The organism is Micromonospora sp. WMMD1128 (genome assembly GCF_027497235.1).
GTDB lineage: Bacteria > Actinomycetota > Actinomycetes > Mycobacteriales > Micromonosporaceae > Micromonospora.
In genome coordinates this window covers 3,147,846-3,168,589 of sequence record NZ_CP114902.1, presented here as the reverse complement: position 1 = coordinate 3,168,589, position 20,744 = coordinate 3,147,846, and the positions used below count along the sequence as shown (strand labels likewise).

Here is a 20,744-nt window from a genome sequence, read left to right as displayed (position 1 = left end):
CCTCTGTCAAGTAATGGGTCACTCCGTCCCATCCTCGCGCCACCGGGCCCGCCAGGCGGCCTCGCGCTGCTCGCCGCTGACCCGCTCCTGGTGCACCATCCGCCGTAGCGCGGTCCGGGCGTCCGCGTAGACGACCAGCTCGACCGCGACGAGCGCCACGCAGATCGTGGTGAGCAGTCCGAGCGCGCCGAGCGCCGGCAGGTGCCGGCCCACGGGCAGCGCGATCGCGAGCGCGACGAGCGTGCCGACCCGGGTCCACGACAGGGTGCCCAGCGTGCGCCACTGGAACGCCATGTTGGCGGCGAGGTAGACCATCACGCCGGCGAAGAGCAGCGGCGCGGCCGGTCCGTGGCCCCGCTCCGCCGCCCCGCCCGACGGGTCGGTGACGGTGCGGACCAGCTCCTCCGCGCCGATCGCGAACAGGATCACCCCGGCGATCATCGGCAGGTAGAGATAGGCGTACGCGTCGCGGGCCATCGCCACCCGGGGATGGCCCTCGGCGGTGTGCAGCGCGATCCGCGCCGCCGGCCCGATCATGTCGAAGTGGGCCCACCACAACGCGGCGGTGAACAGGATGCCGAAGATCGCCGCCGGGATGGCCGGCCAGGTCACCGTCTTGCCGAGCAGGTTGCCACCGACCCCGACCGCGATGACCGACTCGCCCAGCGCGATGATCAGGATCAGGTCGTAGCGTTCGGTCCAGTGCTCGGCCGAGGCGATCCGCCAGCCGTCGGTGCCGGCCAGCAGCCCGCTGCTGTACTGCACCGCGACGACGGCGATCCACAGCCCGTCGCGCAGCCACGGCCCGTTCTGCGGGTCGACGTGTGGCGGCAGCAACGCGGCCACCAGCAACAGGCAGGTCGAGAGCACCAGCTCGGGCAGGAACAGCCACACCTTGTGTCGGGCCGGTGGGTCGCCACGGGTGGCGTACCAGTACAGCGACGTGTGCACGACCCGGATCACCACGTAGCTGACCGCGACCAGGATCGGGCCGGCGGCGCCGTTGCGCAGGTCGCCGAAGGTCTGTGGCAGGGCCAGCGCGAACGTGAACAGCGCGACCATGCCGACCACCATGAGGATCGGTACGAAGCCCTCGCCCAGCCGCAGCCGGGCGGCCACCGCGCTGTGCACCACCCAGCACCACCAGAGCACGGCGAGCACCAGCAGCGCGTGCAGCAGTTCCCGCAGCGTCAGGTTGGCGGCGGTGGCCCGGGTGATGAGGAAGAAGGACACCACGAAGACGAGGTCGAAGAAGACCTCGAACTTGTCCACCCGGGTGGCCGGGGCGACCTCAGCCGCGGGTCCGAGGCCCTTACGCCACCGGTCGCCGCCCACCGGCCGAGTGTGTCAGCCCAGCTCAGAGGCCGTCCCGAATTCGGTGGTCAGGCCACCCATCCGCAGCCGGGGCGGCGCCGAATCACCAGTTGTGACGGACCATCTCGAACGCGTGGGGCGGTACCGGCTGGTGCGCTGCGTCGGCCAGGGCGGCATGGGGCGGGTGTGGCTGGCCCGGGACGAGTTGCTCGACCGCGACGTCGCGGTCAAGGAGGTGCTTCCGCGGGCCGGCGCGTCGCCGCCGGAGACCGCCGAGTTGCACGACAGCACGCTGCGCGAGGCGCGGGCCGCCGCCCGCCTGGACCACCCCAACGTGGTACGCGTCCACGACGTCATCACCGCCGACGGCCGGCCCTGGATCGTCATGCAGTACGTCCCGTCCCGGTCGCTGCACCGGATCGTCACCGACGACGGCCCGCTGCCGCCCCGGTCGGTGGCCCGTATCGGGGCCGAACTGGTGGAGGCGCTGCGTGCGGCGCACCGGGCCGGGGTGCTTCATCGGGACGTCACTCCGCGCAACGTGCTGGTCACCGCAGACGGGCAGGTGCTGCTCGGCGACTTCGGCGTGGCGGCGGTGGAGGGGGCGGCGGCGTTGAGCCGGTCGTGGGGGATCACCGCCACCCCGCAGTACGTGGCGCCGGAGCGGGTCCGCCGGGGCGTCTCCTCACCCGGCACCGACCTGTGGGCGTTGGGTGCCACGCTCTACACCGCGGTCGAGGGACGGCCACCGTACCGCCGGGACGGCACCATGGCCACGTTGCTGGCGATGGCGACCGAGCCACCGGACCGGATGCGTCGCGCCGGCCCGCTGGCTCCGGTCGTCGCCGGTCTGCTCGCCCGGGACGAGCGGCAGCGGCTGACCGCGGGGGAGGCGGCCCGGATGCTGCGCCGGGTCGCCGGCCTCGACGGCCGGCGCGGGTTCGGCCGGCTCCGCCCACCCTCCCGGTCCGTCGAGGGGGCGGACCGGTCGCGGGTCACGCCACCGGCGTCGCCACCCGGCGCCGACGTGACGCAGGCGCTGCCTGCACCGGAGACCACGGGACCGCCGCGGACAGCGGAGACCACGGGACCGCTGCCGTCGGGGGCGGAGGTCACCCAGGCTCTGCCGGCGGGTGGTCACGGTGTCCGCCGGACTCCCGTCGTACCGGGGCTCGACGTCCTGCCGCTGCGCGTGCCGAGCGGCGGGTCGGACCGGCGTACCGGATGGCGTTCCGCGGCCACCCTGGCCGCCGTGGTGGTGGCGCTGGCGACGGCCGGTGGGGTGGCGGTCGCCGGCGTGCGGACCGCGCTCGGCGAGTGGCGCGACGGCGTCGGGGGTGGTCCGGCTCCGACGGCGGCCGGACCCGTGCCGCCCGGCCCCGCGCCCGCCGGGACGGGTCCGACGCCGGCCGGGACGAGCCCGGCGGCGGCCGGGGCGGGTGCCGCGCCGGCGGTGCCGGGCGCGCCGTGTCTCAGTCGGCCGTCCGCGCCGACGCCGGTGACCGCCGGTCGGGCGCCGGCTGGTGGTGGCCGGCTGCCGACCGGGTGGGTGTGGCACCGGGACCGGGTCGGCTTCGCCGTCGGCCTGCCGGCCGGCTGGACGCGCGACGTCGACGGCGCGGTGGTCTGCCTGCGCGACCCGGCCGGCACCCGGGTGCTGGGGGTGCAGGTCGCCGGTGGCCGGGCAGCGGACCCGAGCGGGCTGTGGCGGCGCGAGGCCGAACGGCTGCGCGCCGCCGGCGGGCTGCCCGGATACGAGCGGGTCAGCATCGGCCCGGTGATCCGGCCGGGCGGCGCGGCCGAGTGGGAGTACACGTGGGACGGACCCGACGGCCGGCTGCACGCCCGCCGCCTGGTCGCCAACGGCACCGGGGCCGGCAGCCGGCACCGGCTGGTCTGGGTCACCGCCGACGACCGCTGGTCGGCGGAGCAGGAGGTCCACCGGGTGGTGCTGGCGAGCTTCCGCCGGCCCGCGTGAGCCGCGACCCATCCGGTCGCCGCGCCGCTCCGAATGCCTGACACGTCCCGGCGCCGGTGCCGGGACCGGCGACGAGGAGAAACCGTGAAACTGTCCCGAACCCTGCTGGCGCTGCCGGCGGCGGCGCTCGTCCTCGGCTTCCCCGGGGTGGCGCACGCCGACGAGAGCGTCCGGGTGGCCCTGCTCGACCTCAACGAGACCGGGGCCCGCGGCACCGCCACGCTGACCACGACCGACGGCGGCGACCTGCGGGTGCGGATCACCTCCACCGGGATGACCCCGAACTCCCCGCACGCGCAGCACATCCACGGCGCGGTGAACGGCATGGACTTCCACTGCCCGGACAAGTCCGCCGACGCCGACGGCGACGGCTACGTCAGCACCGAGGAGGGCCTGAAGATGTACGGCGACATCTTCATCTCGCTCACCACCGCCGGTGACACCACCCGGGCCAGTGGGCTGGCGGTGGACCGGATGCCCAAGGCGGACGCCCAGGGCAAGCTGACCTACGACCGGGTCATCAAGGCCGCCGAGCTTCCGGCCGGCACCATCGACCACCTCAAGGACCTGCACCTGGTGCAGCACGGCATCGACGCCAACCGCAACGGCAAGTACGACATGGAGGCGCTCGGCGAGTCCACGTTCGCCAAGTCGGTCGGCGTGAACGGCATCCCGGAGGAGGCCACCGACCCGGCCACCTGCGGCATGGTCAGCGGCGCCGCCGCGGGCTCCGTACCGGCCGGCGGGGTGGCCACCGGCGACGGCAGCACCGAGCCGACCCCGATGGGCATGTACGCCGCAGGCGGACTGGCCCTGCTCGGGGCGGCCGGCCTGGTCGTCGCGCGGCGTCGCGTCGGCCGGCAGGGCTGAGCCGGCCGTGGACAACCCGGAGAATCGTACGGCCACCGGCCCCCGCCGTCAGCGCACCGCGCTCGCGGCGGGGGCGGCCCTGCTCGCCGTCGCCGCCGCGGTCGCCGTCGGCCTGACGGTGTCCGGTGGGAACGACCGCCCGCCGCGGGTTACGGTCCCGGCGGCGACGAGCCCGGCTCCGGCGCCGCCCCCCGCCGGGCGGTCGGGTGTGCTGACCAGCGGGCCGTTGATGGCCTCGTCCCCGCCGGTGCGCATCGGCATCCCGAGCCTGGGGGTGGACGCGCCGATCGTCCCGCTCGGACTGCGGCCGGACGGCGCGATGCAGGTGCCGGACAGCGCGACCGACGTCGGCTGGTTCACCCGGGCCCCGACGCCGGGCTCTCTCGGGCCGGCGGTGCTGGCCGGACACGTGAACTGGAAGGGGCGCGAGGGCTCCTTCTTCGACCTGGCCCGCCTGCGTCCGGACACCCCGCTGGCGGTGCGGCGGCGTGACGGCAGCACCGCCACGTTCGTCGTCACCCGGGTCGAGCAGCACCCGAAGGACCGGTTTCCCAGCGACGACGTCTACGGCCCGACCGATCACGCCGCGCTGCGCCTGATCACGTGCGGCGGTGAGTTCGACCGGAAGCGGGACAGCTACCGCGACAACGTCATCGTCTACGCGCGGCTCGCGCGCGCCCAGCCGGCGTGACGCGGCGGCTCAGCCGGTCGCCGGCGTGGCGTGGGCGAGGACGTCGCGCAGCACGTCGCGCAGGGGCATGTCCGGGTGCTCGATCCACTGCTGGGCGGCGACGCGGAGGGTGGCCAGGAACGTGGCGGCCAGGATGCGCGCCCGCAACGGCGCGTCCGGGCCGGTGAGCCTGCGGGCGATCTCCGTGGACAGGTCCCGCTCGATCGCCGCGTACGCGCCGACCTGGTGGGCGACCAGGCTCGGGTGGCCGTGCAACTGCCGGCGCCGGGCCAGCCAGGGCTCGGCCGGGTCGTCGTGGCTCTCGTCGGCCTCGGCCACGGCGGCCCGGGTCAGCGCGGTCCAGGGCGGCAGCTCGGCCGGCTGCTCCGCGACGAGCGCCAGCATCCGGCGCAGCCGCAGCGTGTCGCCGTGGAAGAGGGCCTCCTCCTTGCCGGAGAAGTAGTTGGAGAACGTGCGTCGGGAGACGTTGACGGCGTCGGCGATGGCCTCGACGGTGACCCGGTCGGGGCCGTGCTCGACGGCCAGGCGCAGGGCCGCCTCGTGCAGCGCCAGGCGGGTGGCCGCCTTCTTCCGCTCGCGCAGGCCGGTGCACTCCTCCATGCCGGCCAGCGTACGTGATCCTTTTCTCAATGGGCAAACTTGCCTCATGGGCAACATTTGCTGATGATTGCTTGGGGCAACCAAGCGGCCACCCTAACCGACACACCTGGAGGACGCGCGATGAGCGCACCCACCGCGACGGCCGAGGCCGCGCCGATGAGCCGGCGGCAGACGCTGGAGGCACTCAGCGGGCTGCTGCTGGTGCTCTTCGTGGCCATGCTGAGCAGCACCGTCGTCTCGACCGCCCTGCCGAAGATCATCGGGGCGCTGAACGGCTCGCAGACGCAGTACACCTGGGTGGTCACCGCCACCCTGCTCACCGCCACGGCGACCACCCCGATCTGGGGCAAGCTGGCCGACCTGTTCAACAAGAAACTGTTGATCCAGGTCGCCATCGTGGTCTTCCTGGTCGGCTCCGTCGCGGCCGGCTTCTCGCGGAGCGCCGGCCAGCTCATCGGCGCCCGGGCCTTCCAGGGCATCGGCGTCGGCGGCCTCCAGGCGCTGGTCCAGGTCGCCATCGCGGCCATGATCCCGCCGCGCGAGCGGGGCCGCTACAACGGCTACCTGGGCGGTGTCATGGCGCTCGCCACGGTGGGCGGCCCGCTGCTCGGCGGCCTCATCGTCGACACCTCCTGGCTCGGCTGGCGCTGGTGCTTCTTCGTCGGCGTGCCGGTCGCGATCATCGCGCTGTTCCTGCTCCAGATCACGCTCAACCTGCCCACCGTCCGTCGGCAGAACGTCAAGATTGACTATCTGGGCGCCACGCTCATCGCGGCCGGGGTCAGCGTGCTGCTGATCTGGATCTCCTTCGTCGACGGCTCGTTCGCCTGGCTCTCCTGGCAGACCGGCGCCATGGTCGGCGGCGCGGTGCTGCTGCTCGCGTTGGCCGTCTGGGTCGAGGCGCGGGCCGCCGAGCCGGTGGTCCCGCTGGCGATCGTCCGGGAACGCACCACCGCGCTCGCCATCCTCGGCAGCCTCGCGGTCGGCATGGCCATGTTCGGCGGCGCGGTCTTCCTCGGCCAGTACTTCCAGATCGGCCGCGGCTACAGCCCGACCGAGGCCGGCCTGCTCACCATCCCGATGATGGGTGGCGTGCTGATCTCCTCGATCGTCGCCGGCCGGATGATCACCTCAAGTGGAAAGATCAAGCCGTACATCGTGTTCGGCTCGATCGTGCTCGTCGCCGGCTTCGCGCTGCTGGGCACCATCGACCACCAGACCTCCCTGGTGATCGTCGGGGTGGCCATGTTCGTCGTCGGCGTCGGCGTCGGCATGACCATGCAGAACCTGGTGCTCGCGGTGCAGAACACGGTCGCGCTCAAGGACATCGGCGCGGCCAGCGCCAGCGTCGCCTTCTTCCGCTCGCTCGGCGGCACCATCGGCGTGTCGGTGCTCGGTGCGATCCTGGCCCGGCAGGTCACCGACCGGATCACCCGCGATCTCGCCGCGGCCGGCATCCCCGCCTCCGGCAGCGGTGGCAGCAGCACGTTGAACCTCGACGCGCTGCCCGAGCCGGTACGACAGATCGTCCGGGCCGCGTACGGGGACGCCACCGGCCACATCTTCCTCATCTCGGCCGCGATCGCCGTCGTCGGTGTCGTTGCGGCGCTGTTGCTTCGCCCCGTTACTCTTCGCTCCAGCCTCGATCTTCCGGACGTCGGCCGATCGGTGGCGGTGGGCGCCGACGCGGTCGACGGGGCGCCCGCGTTCGACGGGGTGGGTGCTGACCCGGCCGGCCGGGAGGAACACGCCCGCCGCTGAGCCCGTACCCCAGGGCCGTCGCCGACCACGGCGGCGGCCCTGGTGCGTGCGTGCCGGCCGGCGGGCGGACCAGGTGAAGGAGGAGCGGGTGCAGACCAGCCAGGGCGCGTCCACACGGGGAGGCGCACTGCGCCGGGCGGCCCGCGAGCTGACGCTCGTCGCGGTGCTCTTCCTCGCCTACAAGGTGGGCCGGCAACTGGTCGCCGGCCGGGCCGGCACCGCGCTCGCCAACGGCGAGCGGATCTGGTGGCTGGAGCGGCTGCTGCACCTGCCGAACGAGGCGCTCGTGCAGGCGCCGCTGCTGGCGCACGAACTGCCGGTGCGGCTGGCCAACAGCTACTACGCCTACGTGCACTTCCCGGCCACCGTGCTCTGCCTGATCTGGCTCTACCTGCGCCGGCCGGCGCACTACCTCCGGCTCCGGCGGGCCCTCGCGGCGCTGACCGCCGCGGCGTTCGTGCTGCACGTCTGCGTACCGCTCGCGCCGCCCCGGCTGACCGCGCTCACCCACCTGGTGGACACCGGCCGCCGGTACGGCCCGACCGTCTACGGCCCGCCCGAGGCCGACCAGCTCAGCAACCAGTACGCGGCGATGCCCTCGCTGCACGTGGGCTGGGCGGTGGCGGTGGCGCTGGCCCTGATGGCGGTCACCGCCGGGCGCTGGCGCTGGCTCTGGCTGGCCCACCCGCTCGTCACCATGCTCGTGGTCGTCGGCACCGGCAACCACTACTGGCTCGACGCCGTCGTCGCGGTGCTCCTGCTCGCGCTGATCCTGGCCGCGCTGCCGCGAGCCGTCGAGCCGTCCCGGCAGCCGGCACCGCCGCCGGCCGAACCGCCGCGCCCGCACGTGGTGCCCGTGCCGCGCCGCGCCGGCCGCCGCCGGACCGTGAAGGTCCCGACGACGGCCGACGCCCGGCTCCGACCGTCCGGCCGGGGCTGAGGCCCGGCTCAGCCGCGCACGGTGCAGACCATGCCGTTGAGCCGGAACACGCCCGGCGGTACGTTCGGCCCGCTGTACGCCCCGACGAAACCGGCGCTCGTGCTCCCGCCGTCGGCCGCGAGCCGGCGGTTGTCGGCGGTCGGGGTCACCCGGACCTCCCGGCCGGTCTGGGTCCAGGTGGCGTTCCAGCCGCTGCTCACCTGCTGCCAACCGGTCGGCCAGGTCCAGGTCAGCGTCCAGCCGTCGACCTCGTCCGGGCCCGTGTTCACCACGTCGACGGTGGCCACGTAGCCGTTGCCCCAGTCGCTGTCGTTGTGGAAGCGGACCGCGCAGCCGCTGTCGGCCGGGCTGCCGGTGGCGAATGTCAACGGCGGCGACGACCAGGACACCCGACCGGCGGTGTCCCGGGCGAGCACGTTGACCGTGTAGCGGGCGCCCGGTTCGAGGTTGCGCACGGTGAACGAGGTGCCGGCGGTCTCCCCGAGCTGCTCGCTCACCGCGCCGAACTGCCGGTACACCTCGTACTTCGCGATCGGCGCGGCGCCCGCGGTCGCCGCCGGCCAGGAGATGGTCGCCGCGCGGTCGGTCACCGCGCTCGCCGTCGGCCGCCCCGGCGCGGTCGGCCGCCCGGCCGTGCCGCCGGCCGGTCGCAGCACGAGCGTGGTCAGGGAGTACGGCGGAAGCGTCCGGGTGGTGGCGCTGCCGGAACGGTCGGTGCTCACCCCGGTCGCGCCGTTGGTGAGCGTGTGCACGGTGGGCGCCTCGTCCGCCGGGGTGAACCCGGCATAGTCGACCGCCACCGGGTACGCGGTGTCCGGGTCCTTGTTGAGCAACTGGACCGCCAGGCTGCCGTCGGGTCGGCGTACCGCGTGCGCGGCGACAAGCGGCTGGTCGGTGCCGGCGCGGACGAACTGATCGCCGGGGCGGGCGAACAGGTTCATCATGGACAGTGCGTGGTAGGGCGCGAACGGCGTGTTGAACGGCGGCTCGCAGACGTCGCCGTCGCTCGTGCAGTTGCCGCTCGACAGCAGCCCGAAGTCGCCGTAGTCGGTCTGCCCGGCCACCTCGGAGACGGTGCCGAGGCCGTTGTGCACGTTCCACCACTGCACCGTGAAGACGCCCTGTTCCAGCAGGCCGCTGTAGGCGTCGGCGAGGAACAGCGCGCCGGGCTGGGTGTTCCGGCCGGCGTCGACGTTCAGCTCGGTGAGGCTGATCCCGATCCGGTCGGAGTCCGGGCCCGCGTACCGGGAGATCTGCTGGCGCAGCAGCCAGGCGGCGTCGGGGAGCTGGTTGGTGCGGGTCAGCGACTCGGCGGCGGTGCCGCCCGGGTACCAGTGCACGTCCACGAAGTCGATCTTCGGGCCGGCGAGGGAGAGCACGGTCTGGTTCCACGGTCCCGGATCGGTGCCGGCGGTGATCCCGTCGGGCCAGTTGCCGGGCATGGTCAGCACCGCGCCCACCTTGACGCTCGGGTCGACCGCCTTCATCGCGTCGGCGTACTCGATCACCAGCTTGGCGTACTGGGTGGCGCTCTTGTCGGCGTGGTCGTCGGCCTCCCAGGCCGACCCGTAGTGGCCGTTGCCGTAGTTCTCGTTGCCGACGGTCCACCACTTCGCGCCGTAGCCCTTGGTGACGTTGGCGTAGCGCACCCAGTCGGCCGCCTCGGCGGGCGTCCCGGTGCCGTAGTTGGCGATGATCATCGGCTGGGCGCCGACCCGGCGCGCGCCGGCCATGAACGTGTCGAAGTCGGTGTCCGGCGCGACGTAGCCGCCGGGCGCGGTGTGCGTCTTCCAGTGGTAGATGTCGGCGTACGAGCCGCCGGGGTAGCGCAACATCCGCACACCGGCGGCCTTGAGCAGGTCGGACGTCTCGGCGCTGCCGAGTTTGGCGTCCCAGATGGCGTGGTTGACGCCGAGCGCGGTGTCCGGCACGGTGGCCAGCCCGGCGCGGGCGTTCACGGTCACCGCGACCGGGTCGGCGGCGGCGCCGGCGGCGGGCGCCTCGACGGTGGCGAGCGCGGTGGTGGCGAGCAGCAGACTGGCCGCGTACGCGGTCCAGCGGCGTACGTGGGGCAGGGATCTCCACATGGGGGTGTCCTTCGAGAGGCGGGTTCCCGGGTCGGTGCCGCCGTCCTCCCGGATGCCTACCGGCGCCCGGGTGCCCAGGAACGACGATCGGCTCCACGCGCTGATCAGGATCACACGCGCGAGGCGAAGCTCTCAAGGCTTAATTTATAGACAGGAGTCTTTACTGTTAACAAGGTTTAATTTATGTTCGTGACACCTTCCGTACCCCCCGAAGGAGTTGCCACCATGCGCCGAAGAATCACCCTCCCGCTGCTCACCACCGGTGCCGTCACTGCGACGCTGGCGCTGGCCGCACCCGCGCAGGCCCACGGCTACGTCTCCTCGCCGCCCAGCCGCCAGGCGCTCTGCGCGCAGAACCGGGTGCCCGACTGCGGCCAGATCCGGTACGAGCCGCAGAGCGTCGAAGGTCCCAAGGGCCTGAAGAACTGCCACGCCAACATCGCCGGATTCGCGGTGCTCAACGACGACAGCCGCAACTGGCCGGCCACCGCGGTCGGCGGCACGGTGACGTTCACCTGGATCAACACCGCCCGCCACGCCACCGCCAACTGGGAATACTGGATCGGCAACACCCGGGTCGCGGTCGTCGACGGCGGTGGCCGCCAACCCGACGCCACCGTGTCCCACACGGTCAACCTGGGCGGCTTCTCCGGCCGGCAGAAGCTGCTCGCGGTCTGGAACATCTCCGACACCGCGAACGCGTTCTACTCCTGCGTCGACCTCCAGATCGGCGGCGGCAACCCGTCACCGTCACCCACCCCGACCCCGTCACCGACCCGCACCGCCACGCCGCCGCCCACCCCCACCCCGACCGCCAGCGCCACGCCGGCGCCCGGCGGCACCTGGGCCGCCGGCAGGACGTACCAGGTCGGTGACACGGTGACCTACGCCGGCCGCAGCTACCGCTGTCGCCAGGCGCACACCGCGATCGCCGGTTGGGAACCCCCGAACGTGCCCGCCCTGTGGCAGCAGCTCTGACACCGCCCCCACCCTCTGTTGCCTGCTGCACTTTCACGGAAAGAGTGGTCATGTCACGCGGAACAACCACTCTTTCCGTGAATCAGCGCTCGGCCCGGCGTGCGGGGTCGGCTCTTCTGGTGGGGGTAGTGCTCGCTCTGGGCGGGTGCGGGGGTGCGCCGGCGACACCCGTCGGCGCGCCGTCGACGTCGGCGGGTGCCGCCGAGACCAGCGGAATCGACGCGTTGTTCCTCGCCATGATGGTGGCGCACACCGAACAGACCCTGGAGATCGTCGGGCTCGGCCTCGACCGGGCCATCGACCCCCAACTCCGTACGCTGATCGCCGCCGTCCGGGCCACCGAGACCGACGAGCTGGCCACCATGCGCGGCTGGCTGCGCGAGGCCGGTCCGTCCGCGTCGGCCGCCGCCGCCCGGCACGACCACTCCGGGCACAGCGACGCCGTCGCCGGCCTGGCCCGGCTGCGGGCCGCCCCGGCCACCGGCTTCGACCGGGTGCTACGCGAGGTGCTCGCCGCGCACCAGCGCGCCGCCGCGGCTCTGGCCCGCGCGCAGGTCGCCGCCGGCACCAGCGAGCGGGTACGCGACCTCGCCGCCCGGATCGACCGTTCACGCACGGCCGAGGTGGCACTGATGACGTCTTCCCGGTCCGTTCCGGCCCGTTCCTGAGGGCCTGCTCCGCTCCCGGTCTGCTCCGCTCCCGGTCTGCTCCGCTCCCGGTCTGCTCCGCTCCCGGTCTGCTCCGCTCCCGGTCCACCCCGGGCTGGTCTGCTCCGGTGCGATCTGGTCTGGACCTCGGGGAGATGACGGCTGGTCGAGGCGGACGGTGCCCGTCCCGGGCTCAGGGGGCGAGCGATCAAGGAGTTCGCGTCATCGGGAGACCCAGCTCCGACGCAAACTCCTTGATCACGCGGAGACGTCGCCCCGACGGCCAGCCCGCAGCCGGAGGGAGGGCGTCGATCATGAAGTTAGCGGCGGTGGGGAGCGCTCTCCCAGTGGCCAACTTCATGATCAGCAGGGGAGCAGGGGAGCAGGGAAGGGGGCGGGTGGGGGACGGACTGGTGTGGGCTTGTTGTTGCGGCGCTGGCTTGGGGGAATGGGGTTGTGGTCGGTGGCGGACGCTGCCACTTCGGCGGAGTGCTCGCCCGCGGTCCCGGCTGCCGTTGATTCGGGCGGGGGAGGGCTCGACGGGGGCATGACCTTCGTCACGGTGAGTGGTGCCGCCTCGGTGTGCCGCAACGGCCGACGAAACGGGTCGCATCGGTGCTTTCCGCTTGGCGAAGTGCGGTACGCGCGCCGGAAAGCGGGGCGCGCGCGGGGCGCGGAGGCCGGTCGGCGGCTGCGCGGTCGTTCGCCTCTCGGCAAAACGGGCCGCGCGATGTCGCAGCCCGTGGCTAGGCTTTCCGCCGAACGTCGTCCCCGCCTCACGTCCGCCCGTGCGCCCCGTGGCGCGCGGCGCCGCCACGGCCCCTCGGACCGGACCGGAACCAGGAGATTGTCTGTGACCCAGCAACCCGTCGCGACATCGAACAAACTCGACGCCGCGGTGCTCAAGGTGGCCGGCGTCGTCGTGCTCGGTGCGATCATGTCGATCCTCGACGTGACCGTCGTCAGCGTGGCCATCCCGACGTTCCAGAGCGAGTTCGACGCCTCGTACGCGCGCGTCGCCTGGACCATGACCGGCTACACCCTCGCGCTGGCGACGGTGATCCCGCTCAGCGGGTGGGCCGCGGACCGGTTCGGCACCAAACGCCTCTACATGGTGGCGTTGGCGCTGTTCACCATCGGCTCCGGGCTGTGCGCCACGGCCGACTCCATCGGTGAGCTGATCGCCTGGCGCGTCGTCCAGGGCCTCGGCGGCGGCATGCTCATGCCGCTCGGCATGACCATCATGACCCGGGCCGCCGGCCCGCACCGGATCGGTCGGCTGATGGCCGTGCTCGGCATCCCGATGCTGCTCGGCCCGATCGGCGGTCCGATTCTCGGCGGCTGGCTGATCGACACCGCGAGCTGGCACTGGATCTTCCTGATCAACCTGCCGATCGGCGTGGTCGCGCTGGTCTACGCCCAGCTGGCGCTGCCGAAGGACGCTCCCGAGCCGTCGGAGTCGTTCGACTTCCTCGGCATGCTGATGCTCTCGCCGGGCCTGGCGCTGTTCCTCTACGGCGTCTCCTCGCTGCCGGAGGCCGGCACGGTCACCGACCCCGAGGTCTGGTTGCCCATGGCCGTCGGCGCCGCGCTCGTGGTCGCCTTCGTCCGCTACTCGTTCCGGCCCCGGCACCCGCTGCTCGACCTGCGGCTGTTCCGCAACCGCAACCTCACTGTCGCCGCGCTGACGCTGTTCGTCTTCATCATCGCGTTCATGGGCGCGGGCCTGCTGTTCCCGAGCTACTTCCTGCAGATCCGCGGCGAGACCACGCTCACCGCCGGCCTGCTGATGGCGCCGCAGGGCATCGGTGCGATGATCACCATGCCGATCGCCGGCATGCTCGCCGACCGGGTGCCCGTCGGCCGGACGGTGCCGTTCGCGCTGGTCCTCCTCGCGGCCGGGTTCTTCACCTTCACCCAGCTCGGCACCGACACGTCCTACCTGCTGCTCTGCGGTTCGCTGTTCGTGATGGGCCTCGGCATGGGCGGCACCATGATGCCGATCATGACCTCGGCGCTGAAGACGCTTCAGGCCGCGGAGGTGGCTCGCGGGTCGACGCTCGTCAACATCCTCCAGCAGATCGGCGGCTCGGTCGGCGCGGCGGTGATGTCGGTGATCCTCACCAGCGAGCTGAACGGCTCGCGGCCGATCCCCGGCGTGACCGATCCGGGCAGCGGCGCCCCGGTCACCGAGGCGCAGCTCGCCATCGCCGTGCAGCAGCAGCCCGAGCTGGCGCAGCAGTTCCCGGTGCCGCCGTCGCTGATCGAGCGTGGGCTCGACTTCGCGGCCAGCTCCTTTGCCACCACGTTCTGGGTGGCGTTCGGCCTGGTGCTGCTCACCTTCATCCCCGCCGCCCTCCTGCCCCGCCGGCGCGAGCCGTCGCACCTGCTCGACGGCGAGCCGGGGGAGGAGCAGCGGCCGATGCCGGTGCCGATCCACTGATCCTCGCCCGTCTCGCATCGGGCCGACCGCCGCCGGCGGTCGGCCCGATGACGTGTCGGCCGGGCCGCGCCATGGGTCGGCGGGGGTCGGGGCGTATCGCCACCGGCGGGCCGGGCAGCGCCTAGGCTCGACCCAGGACGCCGGCGAGAGGCGGGCAGGGTGAGCGCAGGCGGCGAGGACCGGTCGGCGCGGCGGCGCAGGCGCCTACTGCTGGCGGGCCTCCTGGCCGTGGTCGCGTTGATCCTGCTGCTGCTCGCACTCACCGTCGCCACCGGCACGGTCGCCGGCGTCGAGGTGGTGCTCGCCCTGCTGCTGCTGGTGGCCAGCTACGCCGTCCAGCGGGTGGCCCGCCGGGAGACCGTCTACCGCGACGAGCGGCGGCGGTGACCGGCGTGACCACCTGACCCGGCTAGGCTGACCGGGTGGATCAGGAAGACCGGATCGCGCTGTTCCTCGACTACGAGAACCTGGCGCTGGGCGTACGGGACCATCACGGCGGTCGGCCGTTCGACTTCCGTCCGATCGCCGACGCCCTCGCCGAACGTGGCCGGGTGGTGGTGCGCCGGGCGTACGCCGACTGGTCGTACTTCGACGAGGACCGGCGGATGCTCACCCGCTCGCACGTCGAGTTGATCGAGATCCCGCAGCGGATGGGCTTCTCGCGCAAGAACGCCGCCGACATCAAGATGGCCGTGGACGCGGTCGAGTTGGCCTTCGAGCGTGGCTACATCTCGACGTTCGTGATCTGCACCGGTGACAGCGACTTCACCCCGCTCGTGCACAAGCTGCGCGAACTCAACAAGCGGGTGATCGGTGTCGGGGTGGAGAAGTCGACCTCGGCGCTGCTGCCGCCGGCCTGCGACGAGTTCCTCTACTACGACCGCCTCGAAGGGGTCGACGTGCCGCCGCCCGCGGCCCGCCGCACGCGCCCGTCCCGGCCGGCCGGGCCGTCGCCGGTGGAGCCGGCGCCGGAGCCGCCGGTGGAGACCGCCCCGGCCGAGGACGAGTCGGCGCGCGACGTCGACACGCTCGCGGTCCTGCTCGTGCAGACCGTGGCCGGCATGCAGGGCAGCTCCAGCGGCGAGGTCACCGCGTCCGGCCTGAAGCGTGCCCTGCTCCGCAAGGACCCGACGTTCAGCGAGTCCGACTACGGCTTCCGTACCTTCGGTGAGCTGCTGCGGCACCTGGCCGCCTCCAACGTGGTGGAGTTGGCCGCCGGCCCGGCCAAGGGCGACCCGGAGGTGTCGTTGCCCGAGCGGGGTGACCGGGAGGTCGCGTTCGGGCTGCTCCGATCCGTGGTGGTGGACCTGACCGGCGAGGGCGGCGCGGTGGCGCTGTCCGGCCTGAAGGACCAGCTCCGGCGCGCCCGGCCCGACTTCAGCGAGAAGAAACTCGGCTACCGCAGCTTCCTCCAATTCTGCAAGGCCGCCGCGACCGACGGGGCGGTGGAGCTGCGGTGGAGCCCGGACGACGGCGACTACCTGCTCACCCCGCAGCCCACCTGAGCACGGCACACGTCGCCATGGCCCGGATCGTGCAGCTGCTGGCCTCGCCGGTGCACCGCTACGTGGGCCGGCCGGCGGACGGACCCGCCCCGGCACCGCCCGGCGAGCTTGTCGACCGGGTGCGCGTACGCGCCGGCCTGGGCGTCGTCGGTGACCGCTATTTCGGTCGGGCGGCACACCGCACGGCGAGCGTCACGCTCATCGCGCAGGAGTCACTGCCGCCCGGCGCCGACCTGACCAAACTCCGCCGCAACGTGCTGACCAGCGGCATCGCAGTGGACGAGCTGGTCGGCCGGGTGCTCATCCTCGACTCCGGCGACGGGCCGGTCAGCCTGCGGGTGCACCGGGCCGCGCCGCCGTGCGCCTGGCTGGACGTGGTGGTCGCGCCGGGCACCTGGAAGGCGCTGCGGCGGCGGGCCGGCGTGCGCTGCGAGCCGCTCACCGACGGCGTCCTGCGGGTCGGCCCGGTCACGGTCGCCGTCGACGGCTGAGGGTGCGCCGGAACTTTTCCCGCCCGCCGGCCGACCAACCTCGGGGTCACCGATCGTCGCGGTCGGCGGCGGGGTGACGGAGAGGACGCCAGGGATGAACCGAACGACGCCCGCATCCGTACCGTCCGACATGATCGTGTCGGAGCGGCGGGCGAGCCGCGGATGAGCCTGGACGCCGACGACGAGCAGGTGACCCGGTGGGCGCACCTCGCCGGGCAGGGCGACCAGCAGGCCGCCGCGGCGTTCGTCCGAGCGCTCCAGGGCCCGGTGTGGCGGTTCCTCGCCCACCTGGCCGGGCCGGCGGAGGCCGACGACCTCGCCCAGGAGACATTCCTGCGTGCGCTGCGCAGCCTGCCCGGCTTCGCCGGCCGTTCCTCGGCCCGGACCTGGATCTTCACCATCGCCCGCCGGGTCGCCGTGGACCAGGTGCGGGCCGCGACCGTACGCCCCCGGGTGGCCGCGCTTCCCGACTGGCAGGCCGCCGCCGAGGCGGCCGGGGCGGTGACCGCCGGCGGGGACGACAGCGTGGCGCTGCGCGGGCTCATCGCCGGGCTGGCGCCGGACCGGCGGGAGGCGTTCGTCGCCACCCAGGTGCTCGGCCTGTCCTACGCCGAGGCCGCCGAGGTGTGCGGCTGCCCGGTCGGCACCATCCGGTCCCGGGTCGCCCGCGCCCGCGAGGACCTGGTGTCGGCCTGGACCACCGACACCCGGGACCGCCGCGCCCGCTGAGCCAGCGTCACCCGCACGAGCCGAGCGCTGATTCACGGAAAGAGTGGCTATTCCGCGCGGAATAGCCACTCTTTCCGTGAAAGCGCAGCAAGGGCGGGTGGGGCGGGGTACGTCAGGCGGCGCGGCGGTCGTGGGCCTGTGCGGTGTACGGGCCGGGCGGCACCAACCGCAGCGGGGCCGGCGCGGGTGGCTCCTCGGTGCGCAGCGCCCAGCGCGACCCGGACGACCGCTGGTCGGGCGGCGTGTCGCCGGGCCGCCAGCCGGGCCGGGACAGCACCAGCATCACCGCCCAACCGACCAGCAGGAAACCGTGGCTGACCAGCCGGGTCACCGCCACCTGCCCGGTGATCAGGTCGTTCACCGACAGCAGTACGAGCGTGACGACGAACGCGCTGAGCATCGGCAGCAGCCCGGACGGGGTGGACCGGCGCAGCGCGACGTAGAGGAAGCCGGCGCCGACGGCCACGTTCCACGCCGCCGACTCGTGCCACAGGTGCTGGCCGGTGGTGTGCGCGTGCGCGACCACCGCCTCCCGGCCGATCTGCGCCAGGCCGAGCACCAGTTGCACGGCCCCGAGCAGGCCGAGCGCCGCGCGCAGCCCCAGCGCCAGCTGCCGGCGGCGGCTCCGCCGGGGCGGCGGCGCGGCGGCCAGTACGGACGCGACCAGGTCGGGCACCTGCGGGGCGAGTTGGGTACGGGCTCGCCGGTTGACCGCCGCGGCCGAGTCGAACCAGCGTCGGCACCCGGCACAGCCGCTCAGGTGCGCCTCGGCCGCCTCGGTCTCCGCCCGGGACGCCTCACCGTCCAACTGGGCCGACAGGATCTCCCGCCACTGCTCACACGCCATGTAGAGATAGTCGTCCGGCCCGGCCACCTGGTTCCCGGTGGGGTGCCGATCACGCTGGTCGGGGGGCGATCGGCGCTGTTCGCGCCACCGGCGTGCCGCCGGACGCGGCGGTCCGCCGGGCCGCCGCCGCCCGTTAGCATGTGCCGATGACCTTCGACGCCACGCTCACCCGTATCAACGAGGGCGTGCAGTTGCACCACCAGCAGGGCGAGCGTGCCGCCGCGCGGGACCTGTTCGCCCAGGTGTGGGACGAGATCGGCGGCGAACAGGGCGACGCGCTGCACGTCTGTGTCCTCGCCCACGCGATGGCCGACGTGCAGGACGACATCCGCCAGGAACTGCTCTGGGACGGGCGCGCGCTGGCGGCGGCCGACCGGCTCACCGACGAGCGGGTCGCCGAGTCGGGGGTGCCGCTGTCGGTGGCCGGACTCTATCCGTCGCTTCACCTCAACCTGGCCGAGTGCCACCGCAGGCTCGGCGACCTCGACCGGGCCCGCGAGCACCTGCGGCAGGCCGAGGCGGGCATCGACGCGCTCGGCGACGACGGATACGGCAAGCTGATCCGGGACGGCCTGGACCGGCTGACCCGGCAACTCGCCGCCGGGTAGCGGCTACCGCTCCCCGAACGGCCGTAACGGGCGCACGTTCGACCTTCATAACGCTCCTCCCACCACCGGAACCGCCTCCGCTGGCGATGAGTTCGGGGGAGTGGGGCGGTCTACCGTGCGACTGAGGCGATCAACTCACGGGAGTCACGGCATGGGGCGCATTCACATCGAGCTGTTCACCACCCTCGACCTCGTCGGGCAGTCGCCGGGCGGCCCGGACGAGGACCCGGTGGGCTTCCCGTTCGGCGGCTGGCAGGCGCCCCTGCTGGACGAGGTCACCGGCGCGCAGGTCTACCAGGCGTACGAGGGCACCGACGCCCTCCTGCTCGGCCGGCGGACGTACGACATCTTCGCCGCCTACTGGCCGCACCAGGAGGGCGGTGCGGACAACGCGATCGCCACCCTGTTCAACCGCATCCCGAAATACGTGGCGTCGCGCGGTCGGCCCGACCTGTCCTGGGCGGGGTCCACGAAGCTCGGCGCGGATCTGGCCGGCGCGGTGCGGGAGATCCGGGACCGGCACGAGCACGTCAAGGTCGTCGGGAGCCTCAACCTGGTGCAGACCCTGTGGCGGGAGAAGCTGTTCGACCGGATCGACCTGTGGGTGCACCCGATCATGTTGGGGGTCGGGAAGAAGGTCTTCGACGGTGGCGCGGTGCCCACGAACGTCACCCTCCTCGAACCGCCGGTGGCGAACCCGAAGGGCACCGTCTACCTGCGCTACGGTCTCGCCGACGGCACGCCCGCGACCGGGGACATGAGCGCGCCGGACCGTGGCGTCTGAGGGCGTCAGCCCTCGGCCAGCCGGCTCTTCTGCACCTTGCCCATGGCGTTGCGGGGCAGCGCGTCGACAAGCCGCACCTGCCGGGGCCGCTTGTGCACGGACAACTGCCGGGCCACGAAGTCGATCAGCTCGGCCTCGCCCAGGCCGTCGCCGACCACGTACGCGGTGACCTGCTGGCCCAGGTCGGGATGGGGGAGGCCGACGACGGCGGCCTCCCGCACGCCCGGATGGGCCAGCAGCGCGTCCTCCACCTCGCCCGCGCCGATCCGGTAACCGCCGCTCTTGATCAGGTCGGTGGCGGCCCGGCCGACGATCCGGTGCCAGCCGTCCGGGCCGACGGTCGCCACGTCGCCGGTGCGGAACCAGCCGTCGGCGGTCCGGGCGGCGGCGTCGGCGTCCGGCCGGTTGAGGTAGCCGTCGAAGAGCGTCTCCCCGCGCACCTGCAACTCGCCCATGGCGTCACCGTCGGCGGGCAGCGGGGCGCCGTGCTCGTCGACCACGCGGGTGCGCACGCCGGGTAGCGGCACACCCACCGTGCCCGGCCGGCGCGGACCGTCGGCGCGGGCGCTCACCGTGATCAGCGTCTCGGTCATCCCGTACCGCTCGACCGGCCGGTGCCCGGTCAGCCCGCCGAGCGCCGCGAAGACCGGCTCGGGCAGCGCGGCGCTCCCCGACACCAGCAGCCGGGCGCCGCGCAGCGCCCGCGCCGCCGCCGGTTCCGCCGCGATCCGCGACCAGATCGTGGGTACGCCGAAGTAGAGCGAGCCGCCGGCTGCCGCGTACCGGTCGGGGCGGGGCCGGCCGACGTGGCGCAGCCGGCTGCCGACGCGCAGCGGGCCGAGCACGCCGAGCACGAGCCCGTGCACGTGGAACAGCGGCAGCCCGTGCGCCAGCAGGTCGTCAGGTGTCCACGCCCAGGCGTCGGCGAGCCCGTCCAGGCAGGCGGCGACCGCGCGACGGGACAGCACCGCGCCCTTGGGCGCGCCCGTGGTGCCGCTGGTGTAGAGGATCAGCGCGGTGGCCGCAGCGTCCGGCTCGGGGTGCCGGGTGTCCGAGCGCCGGGTCAGGTCCACCGGCACGACCGGCAGGGGCGCGGAACCAGCGCCGGGCGGCGTCACCAGCGCCTCGGCCCCGGAGTCGCGCAGGATGTGGTCGCGTTCCACCGGCCCGGCGTCCGGCGGCACCGGCACCACCGCCGCACCGGCCAGCAGCCCGCCGACCACGCCGACCACGGTCTCCAGGCTGGTTGTGGCGGGCACCGCGACCCGCCGGGCCCCGCGTAGCTCGTCGGCGACGGCGGTGGCCGCCCGACGCAGCTCCACCCAGGACATCGACCGGTCGTCCACCCGGACCGCGTCCGGACGTTCGTCGGTGGACTCGGCGAGCCAGCTCAGCAGCGCCACGAATGCCCCTCTCCGGCCACCGCCGACGTCGGCTCCCGCGCCGGCCGTGGCGGCCGACCTCACACGCC

At 73.6% G+C, this 20,744-nt stretch carries 19 protein-coding genes; 14 read left to right on the top strand and 5 right to left on the bottom strand.

The features are described from left to right. Positions 1-18: 18 nt before the first annotated feature. Positions 19-1,335, bottom strand: a complete 1,317-nt coding sequence (locus O7602_RS14550; RefSeq protein ID WP_281589652.1) for a low temperature requirement protein A — start codon at positions 1,333-1,335, stop codon at positions 19-21. Between the two features lie 112 nt (positions 1,336-1,447). Between O7602_RS14550 and O7602_RS14545 the strand changes: the two genes are divergently transcribed. From O7602_RS14545 to O7602_RS14535, 3 genes are all read left to right on the top strand, one after another. After that, complete coding sequence (locus tag O7602_RS14545; protein WP_281589650.1) at positions 1,448-3,292, top strand: serine/threonine-protein kinase; 1,845 nt, start codon at positions 1,448-1,450, stop codon at positions 3,290-3,292. An 84-nt stretch (positions 3,293-3,376) separates the two neighbouring features. Continuing rightward, the gene (locus tag O7602_RS14540; RefSeq protein ID WP_281589648.1) at positions 3,377-4,162 is read left to right on the top strand and encodes a hypothetical protein; all 786 of its coding nucleotides are present in this window, start codon (positions 3,377-3,379) and stop codon (positions 4,160-4,162) included. Positions 4,163-4,169: 7 nt separating this feature from the next. Further along, positions 4,170-4,853, top strand: coding sequence for a class F sortase (locus tag O7602_RS14535; RefSeq protein ID WP_281589647.1), 684 nt, complete (start codon positions 4,170-4,172; stop codon positions 4,851-4,853). 9 nt (positions 4,854-4,862) lie between these two features. Here the strand turns inward: O7602_RS14535 and O7602_RS14530 are convergent, their stop codons facing one another. Then, positions 4,863-5,453 carry a TetR family transcriptional regulator gene (locus tag O7602_RS14530; protein WP_281589645.1) on the bottom strand — a complete coding sequence of 197 codons (591 nt, stop codon included), beginning with the start codon at positions 5,451-5,453 and terminating at the stop codon, positions 4,863-4,865. Positions 5,454-5,573: 120 nt separating this feature from the next. Between O7602_RS14530 and O7602_RS14525 the strand changes: the two genes are divergently transcribed. Together O7602_RS14525 and O7602_RS14520 are read left to right on the top strand one after the other, a co-directional pair. After that, on the top strand, positions 5,574-7,214 hold the full coding sequence (locus O7602_RS14525; protein WP_281589643.1) for an MDR family MFS transporter: 1,641 nt from the start codon (positions 5,574-5,576) through the stop codon (positions 7,212-7,214). 88 nt (positions 7,215-7,302) lie between these two features. Next, positions 7,303-8,154: a phosphatase PAP2 family protein gene (locus tag O7602_RS14520; RefSeq protein ID WP_281589641.1), complete on the top strand. Its 852-nt coding sequence runs from the start codon at positions 7,303-7,305 to the stop codon at positions 8,152-8,154. 8 nt (positions 8,155-8,162) lie between these two features. On the opposite strand, the gene O7602_RS14515 is transcribed toward O7602_RS14520, so the two are convergent. Then, on the bottom strand, positions 8,163-10,241 hold the full coding sequence (locus O7602_RS14515) for a cellulose binding domain-containing protein (RefSeq protein ID WP_281589639.1): 2,079 nt from the start codon (positions 10,239-10,241) through the stop codon (positions 8,163-8,165). Between the two features lie 225 nt (positions 10,242-10,466). Here O7602_RS14515 and O7602_RS14510 point away from each other — a divergent pair, with 225 nt between their 5' ends. The 7 genes from O7602_RS14510 to O7602_RS14480 all read left to right on the top strand — a co-directional run bounded on the left by O7602_RS14510 (position 10,467) and on the right by O7602_RS14480 (position 17,034). After that, entirely contained in the window at positions 10,467-11,219 is a 753-nt protein-coding gene (locus O7602_RS14510) for a lytic polysaccharide monooxygenase (RefSeq protein WP_281589637.1), read from the top strand. A 50-nt stretch (positions 11,220-11,269) separates the two neighbouring features. Continuing rightward, a complete protein-coding gene (locus tag O7602_RS14505; RefSeq protein WP_281589635.1) occupies positions 11,270-11,887 on the top strand; it encodes a DUF305 domain-containing protein in 618 nt (205 codons plus the stop codon). A gap of 832 nt (positions 11,888-12,719) precedes the next feature. Beyond that, complete coding sequence (locus O7602_RS14500) at positions 12,720-14,309, top strand: DHA2 family efflux MFS transporter permease subunit (protein ID WP_281589634.1); 1,590 nt, start codon at positions 12,720-12,722, stop codon at positions 14,307-14,309. Between the two features lie 159 nt (positions 14,310-14,468). Continuing rightward, positions 14,469-14,696: a hypothetical protein gene (locus tag O7602_RS14495; protein WP_281589632.1), complete on the top strand. Its 228-nt coding sequence runs from the start codon at positions 14,469-14,471 to the stop codon at positions 14,694-14,696. Between the two features lie 35 nt (positions 14,697-14,731). Beyond that, positions 14,732-15,814 carry a PIN domain-containing protein gene (locus O7602_RS14490; RefSeq protein WP_281589630.1) on the top strand — a complete coding sequence of 361 codons (1,083 nt, stop codon included), beginning with the start codon at positions 14,732-14,734 and terminating at the stop codon, positions 15,812-15,814. Between the two features lie 17 nt (positions 15,815-15,831). Beyond that, a complete protein-coding gene (locus tag O7602_RS14485) occupies positions 15,832-16,305 on the top strand; it encodes a molybdenum cofactor biosysynthesis protein (RefSeq protein ID WP_281590306.1) in 474 nt (157 codons plus the stop codon). Between the two features lie 162 nt (positions 16,306-16,467). Continuing rightward, positions 16,468-17,034 (top strand): sigma-70 family RNA polymerase sigma factor, encoded by a 567-nt coding sequence (locus O7602_RS14480; protein WP_281589628.1) that lies wholly within the window; start codon positions 16,468-16,470, stop codon positions 17,032-17,034. Between the two features lie 112 nt (positions 17,035-17,146). Here O7602_RS14480 and O7602_RS14475 read toward each other — a convergent pair whose 3' ends face one another. Further along, complete coding sequence (locus O7602_RS14475) at positions 17,147-17,881, bottom strand: zf-HC2 domain-containing protein (protein ID WP_281590304.1); 735 nt, start codon at positions 17,879-17,881, stop codon at positions 17,147-17,149. 146 nt (positions 17,882-18,027) lie between these two features. On the opposite strand from O7602_RS14475, the gene O7602_RS14470 reads away from it, so the two are divergent. Both O7602_RS14470 and O7602_RS14465 read left to right on the top strand, forming a co-directional pair. After that, positions 18,028-18,489 (top strand): hypothetical protein, encoded by a 462-nt coding sequence (locus tag O7602_RS14470; RefSeq protein ID WP_281589626.1) that lies wholly within the window; start codon positions 18,028-18,030, stop codon positions 18,487-18,489. A 151-nt stretch (positions 18,490-18,640) separates the two neighbouring features. After that, complete coding sequence (locus O7602_RS14465; RefSeq protein ID WP_281589624.1) at positions 18,641-19,273, top strand: dihydrofolate reductase family protein; 633 nt, start codon at positions 18,641-18,643, stop codon at positions 19,271-19,273. A gap of 5 nt (positions 19,274-19,278) precedes the next feature. On the opposite strand, the gene O7602_RS14460 is transcribed toward O7602_RS14465, so the two are convergent. Further along, positions 19,279-20,676, bottom strand: a complete 1,398-nt coding sequence (locus tag O7602_RS14460; RefSeq protein WP_281589623.1) for an acyl-CoA synthetase — start codon at positions 20,674-20,676, stop codon at positions 19,279-19,281. Positions 20,677-20,744 lie beyond the last annotated feature (68 nt).